The 18,698-nt window shown below is 43.0% G+C and carries 16 protein-coding genes; 2 read left to right on the forward strand and 14 right to left on the reverse strand.

All coding sequences use genetic code 11. From position 1 onward, the window contains the following. Nucleotides 1-58 precede the first annotated feature (58 nt). Nucleotides 59-703 (reverse strand): hypothetical protein, encoded by a 645-nt coding sequence (locus MHN81_RS11020; RefSeq protein ID WP_023397127.1) that lies wholly within the window; start codon nucleotides 701-703, stop codon nucleotides 59-61. Between the two features lie 235 nt (nucleotides 704-938). Then, nucleotides 939-1,790, reverse strand: coding sequence for a thymidylate synthase (locus MHN81_RS11025; protein WP_023397128.1), 852 nt, complete (start codon nucleotides 1,788-1,790; stop codon nucleotides 939-941). 200 nt (nucleotides 1,791-1,990) lie between these two features. Here MHN81_RS11025 and MHN81_RS11030 point away from each other — a divergent pair, with 200 nt between their 5' ends. Next, nucleotides 1,991-2,185, forward strand: coding sequence for a hypothetical protein (locus tag MHN81_RS11030; protein WP_023397129.1), 195 nt, complete (start codon nucleotides 1,991-1,993; stop codon nucleotides 2,183-2,185). Nucleotides 2,186-2,244: 59 nt separating this feature from the next. Here the strand turns inward: MHN81_RS11030 and MHN81_RS11035 are convergent, their stop codons facing one another. From MHN81_RS11035 to rppH, 8 genes are all read right to left on the reverse strand, one after another. Beyond that, entirely contained in the window at nucleotides 2,245-5,397 is a 3,153-nt protein-coding gene (locus MHN81_RS11035) for an efflux RND transporter permease subunit (protein ID WP_239425729.1), read from the reverse strand. A 12-nt stretch (nucleotides 5,398-5,409) separates the two neighbouring features. Then, complete coding sequence (locus tag MHN81_RS11040; protein ID WP_239425730.1) at nucleotides 5,410-7,137, reverse strand: efflux RND transporter periplasmic adaptor subunit; 1,728 nt, start codon at nucleotides 7,135-7,137, stop codon at nucleotides 5,410-5,412. Nucleotides 7,138-7,216: 79 nt separating this feature from the next. Beyond that, nucleotides 7,217-7,705 (reverse strand): DUF411 domain-containing protein, encoded by a 489-nt coding sequence (locus MHN81_RS11045; RefSeq protein ID WP_023397132.1) that lies wholly within the window; start codon nucleotides 7,703-7,705, stop codon nucleotides 7,217-7,219. Nucleotides 7,706-7,851: 146 nt separating this feature from the next. Next, nucleotides 7,852-8,271, reverse strand: coding sequence for a hypothetical protein (locus MHN81_RS11050; RefSeq protein ID WP_239425731.1), 420 nt, complete (start codon nucleotides 8,269-8,271; stop codon nucleotides 7,852-7,854). Nucleotides 8,272-8,386: 115 nt separating this feature from the next. Beyond that, nucleotides 8,387-9,181 carry a prolipoprotein diacylglyceryl transferase gene (gene lgt, locus MHN81_RS11055; RefSeq protein ID WP_023397134.1) on the reverse strand — a complete coding sequence of 265 codons (795 nt, stop codon included), beginning with the start codon at nucleotides 9,179-9,181 and terminating at the stop codon, nucleotides 8,387-8,389. 9 nt (nucleotides 9,182-9,190) lie between these two features. Continuing rightward, nucleotides 9,191-10,003, reverse strand: coding sequence for a sulfite exporter TauE/SafE family protein (locus MHN81_RS11060; RefSeq protein WP_036974841.1), 813 nt, complete (start codon nucleotides 10,001-10,003; stop codon nucleotides 9,191-9,193). A 168-nt stretch (nucleotides 10,004-10,171) separates the two neighbouring features. After that, the gene (gene ptsP, locus MHN81_RS11065; protein WP_023397136.1) at nucleotides 10,172-12,457 is read right to left on the reverse strand and encodes a phosphoenolpyruvate--protein phosphotransferase; all 2,286 of its coding nucleotides are present in this window, start codon (nucleotides 12,455-12,457) and stop codon (nucleotides 10,172-10,174) included. Nucleotides 12,458-12,470: 13 nt separating this feature from the next. After that, nucleotides 12,471-12,989 carry an RNA pyrophosphohydrolase gene (gene rppH / locus MHN81_RS11070; protein ID WP_023397137.1) on the reverse strand — a complete coding sequence of 173 codons (519 nt, stop codon included), beginning with the start codon at nucleotides 12,987-12,989 and terminating at the stop codon, nucleotides 12,471-12,473. A 425-nt stretch (nucleotides 12,990-13,414) separates the two neighbouring features. Here rppH and mutH point away from each other — a divergent pair, with 425 nt between their 5' ends. Then, the gene (gene mutH, locus MHN81_RS11075; protein ID WP_023397138.1) at nucleotides 13,415-14,089 is read left to right on the forward strand and encodes a DNA mismatch repair endonuclease MutH; all 675 of its coding nucleotides are present in this window, start codon (nucleotides 13,415-13,417) and stop codon (nucleotides 14,087-14,089) included. 59 nt (nucleotides 14,090-14,148) lie between these two features. On the opposite strand, the gene MHN81_RS11080 is transcribed toward mutH, so the two are convergent. The 4 genes from MHN81_RS11080 to mazG all read right to left on the reverse strand — a co-directional run bounded on the left by MHN81_RS11080 (nucleotide 14,149) and on the right by mazG (nucleotide 18,695). Then, nucleotides 14,149-14,532 carry a hypothetical protein gene (locus MHN81_RS11080; RefSeq protein WP_023397139.1) on the reverse strand — a complete coding sequence of 128 codons (384 nt, stop codon included), beginning with the start codon at nucleotides 14,530-14,532 and terminating at the stop codon, nucleotides 14,149-14,151. A gap of 181 nt (nucleotides 14,533-14,713) precedes the next feature. Continuing rightward, complete coding sequence (eno, locus tag MHN81_RS11085) at nucleotides 14,714-16,006, reverse strand: phosphopyruvate hydratase (protein WP_023397140.1); 1,293 nt, start codon at nucleotides 16,004-16,006, stop codon at nucleotides 14,714-14,716. A 160-nt stretch (nucleotides 16,007-16,166) separates the two neighbouring features. Further along, nucleotides 16,167-17,801: a CTP synthase gene (locus MHN81_RS11090; RefSeq protein ID WP_023397141.1), complete on the reverse strand. Its 1,635-nt coding sequence runs from the start codon at nucleotides 17,799-17,801 to the stop codon at nucleotides 16,167-16,169. Nucleotides 17,802-17,915: 114 nt separating this feature from the next. Then, nucleotides 17,916-18,695, reverse strand: a complete 780-nt coding sequence (gene mazG / locus MHN81_RS11095; protein WP_023397142.1) for a nucleoside triphosphate pyrophosphohydrolase — start codon at nucleotides 18,693-18,695, stop codon at nucleotides 17,916-17,918. Between the last annotated feature and the right edge of the window lie 3 nt (nucleotides 18,696-18,698).

Below are 18,698 nucleotides of genomic sequence, written 5' to 3' on the forward strand. Positions count from 1 at the left end.
AAAACAAGCTTACACGTACTGCCCGATAGGTATAAAATCAGTCCCTATATTTATACATTTATATATAATTTTTAAGTTCAGAGCAATGTCTAGTGACCCTAGATATCGCTTTACAAAATACGCTTGCCTCTTGTCGAGAACTAAAGCCGTATGCAGTGACAAAAAATAATTTCCTGTCTTGGTGAGGCTCAATAATATGAGCATTGACACCATTAAATACGAGTGGATAGCTTTGCCTGATTATATTGATCCGTGCCTGGACCTGCTGTGCTTGTGACAATGCTGCATCTCGCTTTAAATGAATTCCTACCACGAAATCAGGGATCTGCAACCTTTTCTCGGTTTGATCCGTCACACTCACCAGAGGTACATCGTGCGTTTCGGCAAACGACTCTTTTGTCGAGTCAGACTTAACCGCGTGTTTAACCACCGGTTGAGTGGGCTGCAAGTAACTATGTACATCAGGAACTTCTGCCTGTGTAGAGAGCAATTTAAGTAACTGGGTCAAGTCACCTTCCATTTTTGCCAAACGCTCAATACTGGCCTTATTTTCTTCATACGAGGAAACCAAAGCTTTATGGGCGTGTATCGCTTCTTGCTGAGCCACTTTTTCTTCAAATGTCTGGGTTGAATTTGCACAGCCGATTAAGCACAGTGAGATTAACACTGTAAGTGAAGTTGATAACCAAAGCTTGGTAGGCATACAGCACATTCCACCTTAACAAATTTATAGACGCGATTTACTACTTAGCTAAGGCGTTAGACTGACTAAAAAAGACTGGTTTGTCCAATAAATCGGATAAAAACCTTAGTTTTTGAGCAAAAAAAGAACAAAAAGCCTGATTTCAATTAAAATTGGAGCAATACAAAAGAATGACATGCAAAAAAGGGACAAATAGGGCCTGATAAAATTTATCTAGCCCTAACCTGCTCAGAGTTTAAACTGAAAATGGATATTGAATGGCATCATGATGCTGATAGTTAGTCACTTCGAAGTCATCCAAAGTTACCCAAGTCTCTAAATCTTCAAAGCTCTTGATATCAGGATTGATATGCAATTGCGGTGAAGCAAATGGTGTTCGTTTTAATTGTACATCGCGCATTAACTCAAGTTGATCTTCATAAATATGCGCATTCACAATCTTATGAAATGCCTTACCAGCTTCAAGGCCTGTTATCTGAGCAACCAGTTTAAGCAAGGTAAATACTTGGATCGCATTAAAATTGCCGCCTAGTGGTACATCTTGGCTACGCTGGTAGCTATTCAAATACAATACGCCATCTAATATGGAAAATTGATGCTGAAACATACAAGGGCGTAAACAGCCTAAATGGAATGAGCCTGGATGATAAAAAGTGATAATTTCACCTCTATTATCTATTCCTTTAGACAAATCGTCTATCACTTGTTTGATTAGATCGACACTCCCACCATCTGGCTTTGGGAAGTTTCTGGCAACAGCACCATAAACAAACCCCATGTCATCTTCCCCTTTACGGTTCGGATTATTGAGCCAGTCTTGGTTTTCGTTTGCGTTGGCATTCCATGTGTTGCAGCCAATTTCTCGAAATTGTGCCGCACTGTCATAACCTCGTAGGTAACCCAGTAACTCTGCAATTGCGGCCTTCCAAAAACTTTTCCTAGTCGTATCTAGCGGAAACTCATTTTTATCGACGTGATAGGTCAAATCAGCATTAATCACCGTCAGGCATCTTTTACCTGTTCTTTTATTTTCAACCCACTTGCCCTCATCGACAATGCGCTGACATAAGTCTAAATATTGCTTCATTAACGTAACCCTATCACTCTACTAAAATCAACTGTGTCATATCATACACTGCCAGTTGACGCTAAACCATCATTGCTGGCGTGATAAATACAACGAGTGCCTCAAGACCCTCACACGTACACTGAAAATAATGGCAGTTCATTTGTGTACTTTTTCTTGCTAGCTTAGATTTGCTTTAATCAATATATATAAGGAAAATTATGAAGCTTACAATCAAGAAAACCCCCCTAAAAAAACTATCTAGTGATAAAGCACTACAACCAAAAGTTACAAACTTTGTTGCTGGTGGTGAACCTGACTTGTGTCCTACAGTAGGTCAAGGAACATGTATCAATGCGGTACACAACAGTGGCTGCTTCACGGCAAGGGAGCAAGATTGCCCTGTCGCGTCGTAACGACGTCAAAAAAGAAGCAAGGTTCATTTGAACATTGCTTCTTTAAGTTAAACACCCAATTAGCCGTTATTAATAGCAATACTTTGATTAAACTTTACAATATCTTGGCGCTTCAAAAGGCTATAAAAGGCGGGCAGGACAATAAGCGTAAGTACAACAGCGCTTGTCATACCGCCTACTAAAGGCGCGGCAATACGGCTCATCACTTCAGAACCCGTTCCAGTTCCATATAATATTGGTAGTAACCCAACAATAATGGTTGTAACCGTCATCATAACAGGCCTAACTCTCAACCCGGCCCCATAAATTAGCGCATTCATATAGTCTGTATCTGAAATAACGGTGGCGTTATTTTGCGCGTTTTCTTTGAGATCTTTGAGTGCTTGGTTGAGATAGACCAACATGATCACGCCTATCTCTACTGCAACGCCGGCAAGCGCAATGAAGCCAACCCCCACAGCCACCGAGAAATTAAACCCTTCCCAATACATTAACCATATTCCACCAATCATGGCCATAGGCAGGGTTATCAGTATCAACATCACCTCTCTTAGTGCTTTAAAATTCAAATAAAGTAAAATCACAATGATTGCGAGCGTGAGAGGCAATACATATGAAAGCTTTGCTTTTGCTCTTTCCATATACTCATATTGACCAGCCCAAATAATCGAATAACCAGCAGGTAGATCAAGTTCTGTCGATAAATAAGCCTTTGCATTTCGTACATAAGTGCCGACATCAATTCCGTCAATATCGATATATGTCCACCCATTCAAACGCGCATTTTCACTTTTTATACTCGCAGGTCCGGTATCAATATAAACCTCAGCGACGTCACCTAACGTAATGTGTTTTCCTGATGGCGTGATCACAGGCAACATGGCGAGCTTTTCCGGTGAGTCGCGGTAATGTTGTGGATAGCGAATATTAATAGGGTAACGCTCCTGCCCCTCGATAGTTTGTGTCACAACAGCGCCTCCAATCGCAGTCGATACCACTTGCTGAACATCGGCAATATTTAATCCAAAACGACTGGCCTGCACTCGGGAAATATCCACCTTAATATATCGGCCACCAGCAACTCGCTCAGAGTACACCGACGCGGTTCCGGCAACTGCGGGTAAAATACGTTCAATTTGCTGACCAATATCTTGAATGACCGCAAGATCTGGACCTGCGACTTTGATACCAACAGGGGTTTTAATCCCAGTTGCCAACATATCTATCCGCGTTTTAATTGGCATTACCCACGCATTCGTCAGCCCAGGGAATTTAACGAGGCTATCTAGTTCAGCTTGCAAGCTCTCTGTGGTCACACCTTCGCGCCATTGCGATTTAGGCTTCAATTGAATAAAGGTTTCAATCATAGTGAGCGGTGCCGGATCTGTTGCAGTTTCTGCACGCCCTACTTTACCAAAAACATTCTCTACCTCAGGTACTGTGCGGATCAATTTGTCAGTTTGCTGCAATAACTCACGCGCTTTGCCAATCGATATTCCCGGGTAGGTCGTGGGCATGTACATTAAGTCGCCTTCATCTAGTGGTGGCATAAACTCGCTGCCGATTTTACTCACCGGATAAAAGCCCACAACAGATACCACAACCGCTAATAGAATGGTGCTTTTAGGAAATCGCATCACCTGCTTTAGTACGGGCATATACAGGGCTATTAACATGCGATTTATAGGATTCTTCTTTTCTGAAAGTACCTTACCGCGAATGAAGTACCCCATGAGCACAGGCACCAAGGTAATTGCTAACCCAGCCGATGCAGCCATAGCATACGTTTTTGTATAGGCAAGCGGTTCAAACATTCGCCCTTCCTGAGCTTCCAATATAAATACAGGTAAAAATGAAACGGTAATTATCAACAAACTAAAAAACAATGCTGGGCCCACTTCTGATGCTGACTTGGTAACTATTTCCCAGCGGTTTTCATCTGTCAGTGGCGTTTTTTCCATATGTTTATGCATATTTTCTATCATCACAATCGCTCCGTCAGTCATGGCGCCGATCGCTATAGCAATACCTCCCAATGACATGATATTGGCGTTTATTCCCTGAAGGTGCATGATGATAAAAGAAGCCAGTATTCCGAGTGGCAATGAGATCACCGCCACAATAGACGACCTTAGGTGGAATAAAAAAACCACGCAGATCACAGCCACGACAATTAACTCTTCCGTCAATTTTTGCCATAAGTTATCAACTGCCGCCTCAATTAGCTGAGAGCGATCGTAAACAGGCACTATTTTTATACCCTTTGGTAAAGACTGCTTCAACGACTGTAGTTTTTCTTTAACCCCCTCGATGGTCGCTTGTGCATTTTCTCCTGAACGCATCACTACAATTCCACCAACGACTTCGCCTTCACCGTTAAGCTCTGCAACACCTCGGCGCATTTGCGGCCCCAAACGCACTTGTGCGACTTGCCCAATTGTCAGTGGAGTACCTTTAATGCTGACACCCAACGGGATTTGCTCAATATCCCTGATCGAACCTATATACCCGGTAGCAGTCACCATATACTCAGCTTCCGCCATTTCGATTACCGAAGCCCCCGTTTCTTGGTTACCCTGTTTGAGTGCTATTTCAATTAAGCTCAAAGGGATGTCATATGCTCTCAGTTTGTTTGGGTCTATTTCTACTTGATACTGCCTTACCATCCCACCTACGGTGGCGACTTCAGACACCCCTGATACCGTCTGCAGTTCATACTTTAAAAACCAATCCTGGATACTGCGCAGTTGGCTAAGGTCGTGCTTTCCTGAACTATCAGTCAGCGCATACATATAGATCCAACCAACCCCAGTAGCATCGGGGCCAAGCTGTGGTTTTGCTGAGTCAGGTAAACTGGCAGCGGCTTGATTCAAGTATTCAAGAACTCGGCTTCGCGCCCAGTAAAGGTCGGTGTCGTCGTCAAAAATAATATAGACATAAGAATCGCCAAAAAAGGAAAAGCCACGCACAGTTTTAGCGCCGGGAACCGACAACATCGCTGTACTGAGCGGAAAGGTTACCTGATCTTGCACCACCTTCGGTGCCTGACCTGGATAACTGGTTTTGATAATCACCTGCACATCAGATAAGTCAGGGATCGCATCGACAGGCGTATGTTTTAGCGAATAGATCCCGCCAAACGTCAACACTAGTGTCATCAGCACCACCAACAAGCGATTGTTTACAGACCATTTGATAATTGATTCAATCACGCTCGGCTCCTATCAATGATGTGCATGACTATCATGCACTTGCTCATCGTCTGCTACCTGTATGGCGACAATGACTAGGTCATCTTTGACTTCAAAGGTAAATAAGATTTCATCACCTACATTGAATTCTTTGAACTCAAGCGTATCAGCCACCACAAAATCCATTGTCGCCGCAGGTCTATTCCATTTATCGATGGCTTCTCGACTGATATTCAAAATGCGTCCTTTCTGATCCACATGATTAATAACCCCCTTTACTGTTGCCGTCGGGGTCTTAGCTTGTGCCATTATATGAATACCTGTTAATTCATACCCGCCGTTATCTTGTTCCGTGACTTCAAAATGCAATAACTGACCAGACTGTAAAGTTTCTATCTCAACGGCTTTGGCAACGTTAAAATTCATGGTCATGGTAGGCCAGTCCCACACCTCAACGGGTTCATGGGTAATATTGACTTTACGATGCGACACCATCACGCTATTTACTTCACCTTGCATCCAAACCGATTTGGGGCGCTCCTCAAACTGCATTCTTTTGAAATCAGATGTTTTACTTGATTCTGAGTCAATCAAAAACTGTGCGGAGGTAACCACCTCTTCACCTTCTGCCAATCCTGACACTACCTCAATAGCAGTATCATTAATTCTGCCAATTTCTATTTCAATGGATTTAAACTGACCGTCGCCTAGCGCCAGTACAACTCGATTTTGGGCGCCTGTTCGGATCACTGCACTGGCCGGAACCGTTAAAACCCCATGTGTTGGGTCAGCTTCAATATCAACGCGCGCAAACATATTTGGTTTGAGTATTAAACCTGGATTATCAAATTTGAGTCTAACTCTCAAAGTACGGTTTTGAGCGTCTAAGCTGGGATACACGTAATCTACTTCGCCGAGCCAAGACTTGCCTGGTAAGTAGTCTAACTCCATTGTAACTGGTAGCCCGGGTTTGATAACCGCAGCTTGGCGCTCAAATACTTCGGCTTCAACCCAAACCTGATCTAGCTTGCCTATGCTCATCATCGTCGTGCCAGGTTGTACATAGTAACCTTCGCGGATCTTAAGGTTTTCAACCACGCCGGATTGCGGTGTGTAAAATGTAACTGTTTGACGAACCTGCTTGGTCTTTATCAGCTTTTCAATGAAGTCCACTGACATTTTAAGTGCTCGAAGCCGCTTACGCGCTGCATCTATCAGCTGCTGATCTGATTGCTTCAACGCGACGAGCATTTCTTTTTGAGCATTCACCAATTCAGGAGAATATAAATCGTACAAAGCCTGTCCTTGCTCGACTTCATCACCTATCGCTTTGACGTATAAATTATCTACCCAACCATCTACACGAGGATGGATATGCACCAACTCGTGTTCATCATACTGAACATAGCCCACGGTACTTACTGAGGCTTGCAGTGAGCTTCGCTTTACGGTCGCCGTTCTCACCCCTAAGTTATTAACCACATGAGAAGCTATTTTTACTACGCCAGGGCCAAACTCATCTTGTCCTTGAGGTTCGTCATAAACCGGCACTAGGTCCATGCCCATCGGAGATTTTCCCGGTTGGTCACGGCGATAATTTGCATCCATCGGTGCCACCCAATAAAGCGGCTTCTTCTCGCCTTCCGGTGTTGCTTCTTTATCACTGAGCGGTTGTACCTCCATAAATAACGTAGCCGATAGGCCGCCTATCGCAATCCCAATTAAAGCCGTACAAAGCGTTTTTATTGCAGAAGACATCATCGTACTCCTCCTAAACCTTTGCTAATTAAACTTGGTTGCTGTTTGGGAAATGGCATGCATTGCTCATAGATAACGGCCATTAGAACTGCTCCTTATATTCAGTCACGGTGGCAAATACCTTACTGCTGCCGTCTTTCATTAGTATCAACACTTGATATGGGTTAAAACGCTTCCCTACTTCCATGCCCGGAGAACCAAGCGGCATAGCCGGAACAGACAACCCAATGGCATTTTCTATCGGATTAGATAAGAACTGTTTAATAAACTTTGCTGGGATATGCCCTTCAAAAACATAACCATTGTCGCTCACCCCAGTATGACAAGATTGATAACGGGCTTGGATCCCCAACTTGCGTTTAACCTCGCTTAAGTTAGGTAAATCATATATTTGGTGAGATACGTTAAACTGAGTTAAATGTGCTAACCACTTCGTACAACAGCCACATGTCGGGGTTTTGTATACTTTTAACATCGGACGCTCGGCGCTTTGTGTTGCGCTTACTGGACTTTGAAAGCCAAAAATAACTGAAAGGCATAGCACAAGTGCTACAAATTTAAATTTATACATGCTGGAACTCATTTTTAGTTGTGATCTATAGCCACCGACACATATCGCTAAAACTAGAACCCAATGCGTTCACAGCACAGGCTAATAGGCAGACATCAAGGTGACCAATTTTTATACAAGACATTTAGGGCGCAATAACCCTAGGATCACACCAAAATGGGGGGTTTATATACGGAGTTGATAAATTGGTTAGGTGAACCAACATAGCCAGAAACAGGTTTGTCTGTCGCTAAATTGATTGTAGAAAAGATATTCGCTTCACTGATAAAAAGAGAAAACGGCGCACACAAACTGGTAGGGCAAGTACAATCAGTTTTGCAACAATCCATATCACTGTGTGTTGCCATAGAAGTATCATGGTGCATACCGCTACTGTGGTCATGAGACTGCGTTATGCTCTGGTGAACATCATGCATGGCCACCGCTTTAGAAGCTATGGGCATATCATGATCACATATCATTTTTGCCTGCACCAATGGCTGAAATACAAACATCAAAAACACTGCAACAACTAATACCAGTTGCACAGGGTTATGTATTGTTTTTGATAATTTGCGATCACTCACAAGTCTGATACCTTTGATTTTTGTAGCACTACTATAACGCTAAATCGACAAAGAATAAAACACTGCCTAGCTAAGTGAGTAATTTACTCACTTAGCAAAGACCATAAGCATGTAATTAAGCAGCTTTAACTGCTTCTCGGCGATGCGCCCAAATCATCAGGCCCAGGCCGCCAATTATCATTGGCAACGACAATATTTGCCCTTGTGAGATAATACCGGCATGCAACCCAATATGGGCATCAGGTTGACGGAAGTATTCAATTGCAAACCTAAACACGCCGTAGCCCAATAAGAATAGTCCTGCAATACTACCTGCTGGACGCGGCTGTTTGCGATACCAAACAAGAATTAAGAATAACACCAAACCTTCAAAAAACGCTTCGTACAATTGGGAGGGGTGCCTTGGAACATTGCCGCCCGAAGGAAAAATTACCGCCCAAGGTACATCCGTTTGTCGTCCCCACAATTCACCGTTAATAAAGTTACCGATCCTGCCTGCCAATAACCCCACTGGTACCATAGGCACCACAAAATCTCCCACAGCCAAAGGGGACTTATTAGTTCGCCATGCAAAAATAAAAATCGCGGTGATGACGCCCAGTGCGCCGCCGTGGAAAGACATTCCTCCTTCCCATACTTTAAATAGCATCAGCGGATCTGATAAAAATGAAGAGAAGTTGTAAAATAGCACGTAGCCAATACGGCCGCCTAAAATGACCCCTAACATGCCATAAAATAATAAGTCACTGACTTGTTCTCTCGTCCAGCCCGAGTTGGGTTTATCAGCTTCTTTATTTGCCCACCACATCGCAAATGCAAAACCAATTAAGTACATAAGGCCGTACCAACGGACACTTAGTGGACCGACTGAAAATATAATCGGATCAATTTCCGGAAACTGCAAAGCCATCGCTTTCCCTCAATAAAATAACATTTTGCCTGCAATCACGATGAGAATGAATGCAAACACCTTTTTAATTGTTGCTACTGGTAAATAATGTGTGGCTTTAGCACCTAGTGGTGCAGTAAACCAAGAAGTCAGTACAATACCAAATAAAGCCGGTAAGTAAATATATCCCAAAAAGCCTTGTTGCAAAGTTAACTTTTCGCTACCCGCAACGATATAACCAATACTGCCAAACAAAGCAATTACAATACCACTCACCGCGGCACACCCTATGGCTTTTCTCATATCTATAGAAAAATAGTTAAGCAATGGTACTACAAGCACCCCTCCTCCAATGCCAATCATGGCTGAGAGCGCGCCCATTATACTCGTTATGCCAGTAATCATCGCACCGCTGGGTAAACTTCGAGTGACGTTTTGTTCGACTTTACGGCTTGAAATAACCATTTTTGCAGCGATTAAAATCACACACAGTAAAAATATCCATTTGATGATCAAAGCAGGGATTAAGGTGGTAAAAAAGCCACTTAAAAGCGCACCTATCGCGACACCGCCCACCACCCAAGGTGCTATAGTCCAAGGTACATTGCCATTTCGGTGATGTGCAATTGCTGAAGACGTTGAAGTAAATAATATTGAGGCTAATGAGGTCGCAATTGCCACTACGATGACTTGCTCAGTGGGTAATATTGAAAAACTGACCAATATTGCCGATAGGACCGGAACAATAATGAGGCCACCACCAATACCAAGCAACCCAGCTAAAAAACCGACCACACAACCGAGTAACGCACAGCTTAAAACCAAAGGTGCGTTAATAGACATAATGATGTTCATTATGATGCTCTTTGTTATTGTTGTGCCCTATGTTAACGCATCTGCTGTGAGCCTGCACACCTATTCTCTTGATTCAAAAATAGCGTTCTTTAACTAAACTCTAAACGCTATTCATTCAGCTCACGACTCGTTCCATGAAAAAACCGATTTTAGAATCTAAACGTTCTTTGGCCCTGATTGCGTATAGATGATTTCGCTTAAGCCCTGAGCGATAATAAACTCTCGTAAATAACGATGTACTTGAATCGCACTTGATGCGCTCAAACATTGCTCAAGTAAGGCTTCCATGTCAGTCACCTTGAGCCTTCTAAGCACCCATTTTACTTTATTCAACGCCGAAATATTCATACTCAACCTGCGATAACCCATAGCCACGAGTAAAATCGCGCCTTCAGGTTCTGAGCCCAGCTCTCCGCATAAACTAAAAGGTAATTCCAGTGCTTGGCAATCTGTGGCAATGCGATTTAGCGCCCTTAGTACGCTAGGATGATATGGTTCAAAGAGTTTAGCAACACGTGAATTGGCTCTATCTACTGCCAGTAAATACTGCGTTAGGTCATTACTACCCACAGAGCAAAAATCGACTTTTTCTGCCCACTCAGGTAACAAAAAGATACTTGAAGGCACCTCTATCATGACCCCAATTTCAGGTTTATCTATCTGATAAAACTGATCAGCCCATTCCTCTTGTAGTTCAAAATAGGCTTGCTCAAGCAGAGCCAGCGCATCATCCACTTCTTCCGTATGACCTATCATTGGCAGCATAATTCGTAAATTACCGAGCCCTGCGTTTGCCTTAATCATCGCTTTTAGCTGATCGAGAAAAAGTTCTGGGTGATCCAGTGTAACTCTTATTCCACGCCAGCCCAAAAATGGGTTTTCTTCTTCAATGTCAAAATAATCTAAGACTTTGTCTCCGCCGATATCCAAAGTACGCATAACAACGGGTTCAGGATGATACAGAGACAACACTTCTCGGTAACACTGCTCTTGCTCTGCTTGAGATGGAAATTGTCCCCGTTGCATAAACCAAGATTCGGTACGATATAAACCGACCCCGTCACTGTACTTTGCGCTCATATGTTCTGAAGAAAGATCAAGCCCCGCATTTAATAGTAAGCTGATGCGCTCTCCATCTAGGGTAATGGGCGGCAAATCATGTTCCGCATCAAACTTATCATGCAGTTGGCTTTCTTTTTGCCGAAGTGCCTCATATTCTTGAGTCAGTACTTTAGATGGAGAAACATATACTCTCCCAGCATAAGCATCAAGAATGATGGGCTTGTCTTCAAACTGCAGTAGTGGGATATTTTCAATCCCCCAAATTGCCGGGATCCCCATTGCCCGAGTTAATATTGAAGCATGAGAATTCGCTGAACCATGAACACTGATCACCCCTACCAATTTGTCTTTAGGTACATGTGCTAACATGGCGGGAGTGAGTGTCTCCGCGACTAAAATGGTCTGCTCATGATATGACTTTGTTACCGACTCAGTACTAACCAAATGATGTAATACTCTTAACCCTAAATCCTTTACATCCACTGCTCGTTCTTTGATATAAGGATCTTGCATTGCCTCAAATTGAGTTACCAGATCTTCAATTACATGTTTTAGCGCAGATTTCGCATCCCAGCCGAGCTCTAACTCTTTGTTAACTTGCTGACCTAGACTGCGCGCATCTAAAAGCTGTTGATAAACCTCAAAGACAGCCAATGCCTCTTTGGGTAAAGATAACGATAGGCGATTAGCAAGCACATGAAACTCATGTCTAGTTGCATCCACAGCTTGTTTAAATAACTTTTTTTGTTCACTCAGATTTGTATTTTTTGTTGATTCGATACTGGAAAAGTCCAGTTTAGGCAACACGACGTACGCTTTACCAAGTGCAATTCCTGGGGTGCTGGCAACACCTTTTAACACAGATGTTTTGTGATTGGTCGCGTCTTGTTTTAACAACGTTTGTAGTTCAACATGGGCCAATTGAGACGCTAACTGGGCAGACAAGGTGATTAAAAATGACTCCTCGTCGTTACTGAATTCTCGCGTGTTTCTTTGCTGCACTACAATCACACCGAGAACTTTTCGTTGGTGGACAACTGGCACCGATAAGAAGGCATTGAAACCTTCTTCTTGAACCTCAGGAGAGTGTTTAAAACGAGGGTGCACCTGCGCTTGGGCGATGTTAATCGTTTCTTCGCGCTGTGCGACTAGGCCAACTAACCCCTCTGTAAATCCAATCCTGAATTGGCCTACAGCTTCGGGGTTTAAGCCATCACTAGCCATAAGAACGAAATTGTCTTGACTGTAGTCCGCAAAGTAAATTGAGCAGCAGTCCGTGTGCATGGCCTGCTTTACCATCACAACGAAAAGGTTTAGAGCGTCACCTAAGTTATCTTGTTGAGAAACTGACTGCGCAATTGACCTTAACGTTGCTAGCACTTTGTTACCCTATCTATCGTCTTCGCCAATGATCTTTATGGCTATGTTCTTTGCGATTAAACGGCATTGCAAATGGTGCAAACTCTTTCATAACCCTACGATAAACATCTCTTTTAAATGACACCACTTGCCTTACCGGATACCAGTAACTTACCCACCGCCAATCATCGAATTCGGGATGGTGAGTTCTCAATAGGTCAACTTCCTCGTCTTTACACCTAAGTTTGAGTAAAAACCATTTTTGCTTTTGCCCTATACAAACAGGACTTGAATCCTTACGAATTAACCTTTTTGGCAATTTGTATCTGAGCCAGTGCTTAGAGCTGGCTACAATTTCGACATCCTCAGGCCTTAACCCCACTTCCTCGTGAAGCTCGCGATACATAGTTTGCTCAGGGGTCTCACCTTCATCTACACCTCCTTGGGGAAACTGCCAAGAGTGCTGACCATAGCGCCTTGCCCAAAATACTTGCCCTTGGTTATTACATATTACAATTCCCACATTGGCACGAAATCCTTCGGCATCAATCACCTTAGCGCCTCATTCTTATGTCTATTTTATTTGATTGTTCCATATATAGCTGGCATCAGCAAATATTATTCCCGCTTTTACTCAAGTTACTCACAGCTTGTGCATAACTCAATACCATCAAGCACATTTTACAAACAAATCCACAGATTTACAGTTAAAAAGCTAACTTCTCCACAGAAACTGTGGATAATATTGTTCATATATCTGTATTTATCCAAATTCTTGTTGATTCGCAATCATCTAAATCTTATCAAAAACCAATAAAACACATAAATATCATAAACTTAAACTATTCACACCCCACTAAAAGCTGTTTAAAATACCACCAAACAAACTCAGTTCAAAAAACAACCAACCCAACTTAATCCACAACCCCTTTATATTCTGATAAAATTTCCCTACTTCTATATTAGGTAAGTAAAGCAATGCTAAAACCCGCTCCGCCAACTAGTGTTTCAGAATTATTGCAGCGTGTTGAGACGATCGCCGGGTTAACTCTGGGTGAGCTAGCTGCTCAATATCACTTTAAAAGTCCAGATGATTTACTACGAGAAAAAGGCTGGCCCGGACAGCTATTAGAATATGTATTGGGCGCCAGTGCAGGTTCAAAGCCTGTGCCTGATTTTGAACATATCGGCATAGAACTCAAAACCTTACCACTCAGTTATGCAGGAAAGCCCCTTGAAACAACCTATGTGTCTGTTGTGCCACTGACCAACCTGACGGGATTGACATGGCAAAGCTCGAGCGTTAAGAAAAAACTCAATCATGTACTTTGGCTTCCAATCCTAGCTGAGCGTGATATTCCCCCGATTGATAGAACTATTGGCACTGGATTTTTATGGCAACCTGATGCGCAGCAAGAGGCGCAATTGCAACGTGATTGGGAAGAACAAATCGAATTAATCGCACTTGGACGCGTAGATGAAATATCAGGTCACTTAGGAGAGGTCATGCAGATCAGGCCAAAAGCGGCCAACAGTAAAGTTTTAACTGATGCAATTGGTCCACGAGGTGGATTAATCAAAACATTGCCCAGAGGGTTTTATTTAAAAACGCAATTTACACACACGATTTTGGTCAATCAATTTGCGAATTAAGCATCAGCTTAATTCGCAATTATCCACCCTATACTGGTAGAGTGAAGCCCACAATAGTATTAGGCTTTAACAATTCTGAAATGGTATAAACCTTTTGATACTAGTGAAGTCCAATCCCCTGTAGGACAACTGCTCTCATTGTTTTTAAACCACATAGTCACAGTATTTTGAGTCGACAACCCCAGTAATAAAGCGCTGTACATCGCATGGCAATACTCACTAGTATGGCCGTCAGAACCACCTTGTAAGCTGCACACAACAGAGTTTGTTACGCTCAAAGGTGTGCTACCAATACCACTAAAAGAGGCTGAAACGGAACCATTTTTAGTCAAGTGTACGTTGGATACTTTGCCAAAGCAGTAGTGAGTTTTAGTGGCTGCTGCATTAAAACTCAGCGTAGCACCTAAAAATAAAGCGGCAAGAGTAGAGACTTTATGTATCATTTTTTATTTTCCTTTTTAGTTATTTGAGTTGGCTATCCAGCCGACAGTAATTGTACCTATATTATTTTCATTGACAACCCATCTCCAATCTACCTTAGAGCCACTTGATAAATGCAATAAAAAAAGCCCGCTGTACTTGCGTACAGCGGGCTTTTCAACAATACATATCAAATATTAAGTCTTACTGACCTTTGATCTCTGAACGACCATTGTAAACAGCCTTGTCACCTAATGCCTCTTCAATACGTAGAAGCTGGTTGTATTTAGCAACACGGTCTGAACGACATAGAGAACCAGTTTTGATTTGGCCTGCCGCCGTACCAACTGCTAAATCAGCAATTGTTGCATCTTCTGTCTCGCCTGAACGGTGAGAGATAACCGCTGTGAAGCCTGCATCTTGCGCCATCTTAATTGCATCAAGCGTCTCAGAAAGAGAACCGATTTGGTTAAATTTGATCAAGATTGAGTTACCGATCTTCTCATCGATACCACGCTTTAAGATTTTCGTGTTAGTTACGAATAGATCGTCACCAACAAGCTGCACTTTTTCACCAATTTTGTCTGTTAGGATCTTCCAACCATCCCAGTCGCTCTCGTCTAGGCCATCTTCAATAGACACAATTGGGTAACGTGCAGCAAGATCAGCTAAGAAATCAGCAAAACCTTCTGAATCGAACGCCTTACCTTCACCACTTAGGTCATACTTACCATCTTTGTAGAACTCAGAAGATGCACAATCAAGTGCAAGCGTCACGTCTTTGTTCATTTCATAACCTGCAGCCGCAACTGCTTCAACGATTACTTCTAACGCTTCTTCGTTTGACTTAAGATCAGGTGCAAAGCCGCCTTCGTCACCAACAGCTGTATTTAAACCGCGTGCGCTCAATACTTTTTTCAGGCTATGGAAGATTTCTGCACCCATACGTAATGCTTCACGGAAGCTTGAAGCGCCAACAGGCTGAACCATAAATTCTTGAATATCAACATTGTTGTCAGCATGCTCACCACCGTTGATGATGTTCATCATAGGTACTGGCATTGAGAACTGACCTGCTGTGCCATTAATGTCTGCAATGTGCTCGTACAATGCAACACCTTTCTCTTGCGCAGCAGCTTTAGCTGTTGCTAGAGATACAGCTAAGATTGCGTTTGCACCTAGCTTTTCTTTGTTTTCAGTACCATCTAGGTCAAGCATGATTTGGTCAACAGCACGTTGCTCTAGCGCATTTTGGCCTTCTAGCGCTTGTGCAATTTCTTTATTTACAAAGTTTACTGCTGTAAGTACACCTTTACCCAAGTAACGAGACTTATCACCATCACGTAATTCAAGTGCTTCGCGAGTTCCTGTTGATGCACCTGATGGTGCACACGCGCGGCCCCAAGCACCCGAGTCTAAATGAACATCGGCTTCAACGGTTGGGTTACCACGTGAGTCCATAACTTCACGGCCAATCACTTTTACGATTTTTGACATCTTGATTCCTCTTTTCCCAAAGTGGTGAGTGTTTTTATTTCTGCTTAATTTGCATTGCTATGCAACCGCCTTTGTGTGTTTCAGTCGCATAGCAATACCTAAGGTATTTAAACAAGGTATTTAAACAAAAAAGCCGTGCACTCGTGCACGGCTTTTTCTCTTAAGAGTTTTCTTTTTGGTAGCTGAATGCTGCACCAACAAACCCTTCAAACAATGGGTGTCCATCGCGAGGGGTCGAGGTAAACTCAGGGTGGAACTGAGCTGCAATAAACCAAGGGTGATCTTTATTTTCAATGATCTCCACTAGCTTTTTGTCTTCAGATAAACCAGTGAATGCCAACCCTGCTTGCTCTAGTTTCTCAACAAAATTGTTGTTCACTTCGTAGCGATGGCGGTGGCGCTCTGTGATTTCTGCACTACCATATACTTCACGTACTTTAGAGCCTTCAGCTAAATGACATAGCTGAGCACCCAAACGCATTGTCCCACCAAGATCTGACTCTTCGGTACGAGTTTCAACATTACCATCTGCATCTAGCCATTCGGTGATCAAACCAACGACTGGACTTGGCGTATTCACATCGAACTCAGTAGAGTTAGCATTTTCTAAACCTGCAACATTACGCGCATATTCAATTAGTGCCACTTGCATACCAAGGCAAATGCCTAAATAAGGGACTTTGTTTTCACGGGCATATTTAGCAGCAAGGATCTTGCCTTCAACGCCACGATTACCAAATCCGCCAGGAACTAGAATTGCATCAAGGTGGTCTAGTCGCTCAGTACCTTTGCTTTCGATATCTTGAGAGTCAACATATTCAATATTAACTGTTACACGGTTTTTCAAACCTGCGTGCTTAAGAGCTTCGTTAACTGATTTGTATGCATCAGGAAGCTCAATATACTTGCCCACCATACCGATTGTTACTTCACCTGTCGGGTTAGACTCTTGATAAAGCACTTGTTCCCACTCAGATAAATCAGCTTCAGGACATTCAAGGTAGAAACGGCGACAAACTAGGTTGTCTAGTTCCTGAGACTTTAACAACGCTGGGATTTTGTAGATGCTATCAACATCTTGAAGCGAGATTACTGCTTTTTCTTCTACGTTAGTGAAGAGTGCAATTTTCGCTCTTTCATTTGCCGGCAACTTACAATTAGAACGACAGACTAGGATATCTGGCTGAATACCAATTGAGCGTAACTCTTTTACTGAGTGCTGAGTCGGTTTAGTTTTTACTTCACCAGCTGCACCAAGGAAAGGCACTAACGTTAGGTGCATAAATAATGCGTGCTCACGACCCAGTTCAGTCCCAAGCTGACGGATCGCTTCAAGGAATGGCTGTGATTCAATATCACCAACCGTACCACCGATCTCTACGATCGCGATATCATGGCCCTCTGCACCTTCAATTACTCGGCGCTTAATGTCATTGGTAATATGTGGGATAACTTGGATTGTTGCGCCCAAGTACTCGCCTTTACGTTCACGACGTAAAACGTCTTCAAATACACGACCTTGCGTAAAGTTGTTACGACTAGTCATTTTGGTGCGAATAAAGCGCTCATAGTGACCAAGGTCTAGGTCAGTTTCAGCCCCGTCTTCAGTTACGAAAACTTCACCATGCTGAATAGGGCTCATTGTGCCCGGGTCAACATTGATATAAGGATCCAGCTTAAGAATAGTCACGTTAAGGCCACGTGCCTCTAAAATCGCAGCTAATGAAGCAGCTGCAATACCTTTACCCAAGGAGGAAACAACTCCGCCCGTTACGAAGATAAATTTTGTACTCATGCGAACCCTAGAATATCAAGGAAAATGGAATTTAAATAAGAATCAAGACGGGGCAATAGTATAGCAAAAGCGCGATTAGCAATCCAGCAAAAATTGTCTACTCAAACACCGAGATTACTTTGCGCGCTTTTTTATGTGCTCCCAAGCATCGTCCATTTGCTCTAAGCTAGCTTCCTCTAAGGTCAGGTTTCGCTTGGCTAAAACCTCATCTATCTGGATGAATCGATTGCTAAATTTTCTGGTAGCCTGACGCAATAACTGCTCGGGATCACGTTTCGCATGACGAATAACATTCACTGTCGCGAAAAGCAGGTCGCCAAGCTCTTCCGCGCTATGTTCTGAATACGGATCCTGTGCCATGGCTTCCTTTACTTCGTCTACTTCTTCTTCAACCTTATCCAGTGCGCCATGATAATCAGGCCAGTCAAACCCCAAAGAAGCTGCGCGTTTTTGTATTTTTTTAGCTCTTGTTAATGCCGGCAGCCCTTGGATCACATCATCGCCGAATGCTTTTTTCTCTTTACGTTCGGACTGTTTAATCGCCTCCCATTGAGCATCCAACTCTTGCTCTGTCAAAGAAGCTTTTTTGTCGAACACATGAGGGTGACGACGCACAAGCTTTTCATTGAGTCCTGCGACAATGGACTCAAAATCAAACAGGCCAGCCTCTTTGCCTAACTGGGCATAAAAAATGACTTGAAACAGCAGATCTCCTAGCTCATCTTTGAGTGCAGCAAAATCTCTCTGCTCTATGGCATCAGCCACTTCATGCGCTTCTTCTAGGGTGTGAGGAACAATCGAACTGAAGTCTTGCTGCTTATCCCAATCGCAACCTCTTTCAGGGTCGCGTAAAGTAACCATAATGTCTACAAGACGCTGTATATTATCACTCATCAA

This window comes from Pseudoalteromonas sp. Of7M-16 (genome assembly GCF_022347805.1).
Taxonomy (GTDB): Bacteria; Pseudomonadota; Gammaproteobacteria; order Enterobacterales; family Alteromonadaceae; genus Pseudoalteromonas; species Pseudoalteromonas luteoviolacea_F.

Coding starts and splice junctions, on each gene's coding strand:
- MHN81_RS11020 (WP_023397127.1), bottom strand. CDS start 703: ATGCCTACCAAGCTTTGGTTATCAACTTCACTTACAGTGTTAATCTCA.
- MHN81_RS11025 (WP_023397128.1), bottom strand. CDS start 1,790: ATGAAGCAATATTTAGACTTATGTCAGCGCATTGTCGATGAGGGCAAG.
- MHN81_RS11030 (WP_023397129.1), top strand. CDS start 1,991: ATGAAGCTTACAATCAAGAAAACCCCCCTAAAAAAACTATCTAGTGAT.
- MHN81_RS11040 (WP_239425730.1), bottom strand. CDS start 7,137: ATGATGTCTTCTGCAATAAAAACGCTTTGTACGGCTTTAATTGGGATT.
- MHN81_RS11045 (WP_023397132.1), bottom strand. CDS start 7,705: ATGTATAAATTTAAATTTGTAGCACTTGTGCTATGCCTTTCAGTTATT.
- lgt (WP_023397134.1), bottom strand. CDS start 9,181: ATGGCTTTGCAGTTTCCGGAAATTGATCCGATTATATTTTCAGTCGGT.
- MHN81_RS11060 (WP_036974841.1), bottom strand. CDS start 10,003: ATGTCTATTAACGCACCTTTGGTTTTAAGCTGTGCGTTACTCGGTTGT.
- mutH (WP_023397138.1), top strand. CDS start 13,415: ATGCTAAAACCCGCTCCGCCAACTAGTGTTTCAGAATTATTGCAGCGT.
- MHN81_RS11080 (WP_023397139.1), bottom strand. CDS start 14,532: ATGATACATAAAGTCTCTACTCTTGCCGCTTTATTTTTAGGTGCTACG.
- eno (WP_023397140.1), bottom strand. CDS start 16,006: ATGTCAAAAATCGTAAAAGTGATTGGCCGTGAAGTTATGGACTCACGT.
- MHN81_RS11090 (WP_023397141.1), bottom strand. CDS start 17,801: ATGAGTACAAAATTTATCTTCGTAACGGGCGGAGTTGTTTCCTCCTTG.
- mazG (WP_023397142.1), bottom strand. CDS start 18,695: ATGAGTGATAATATACAGCGTCTTGTAGACATTATGGTTACTTTACGC.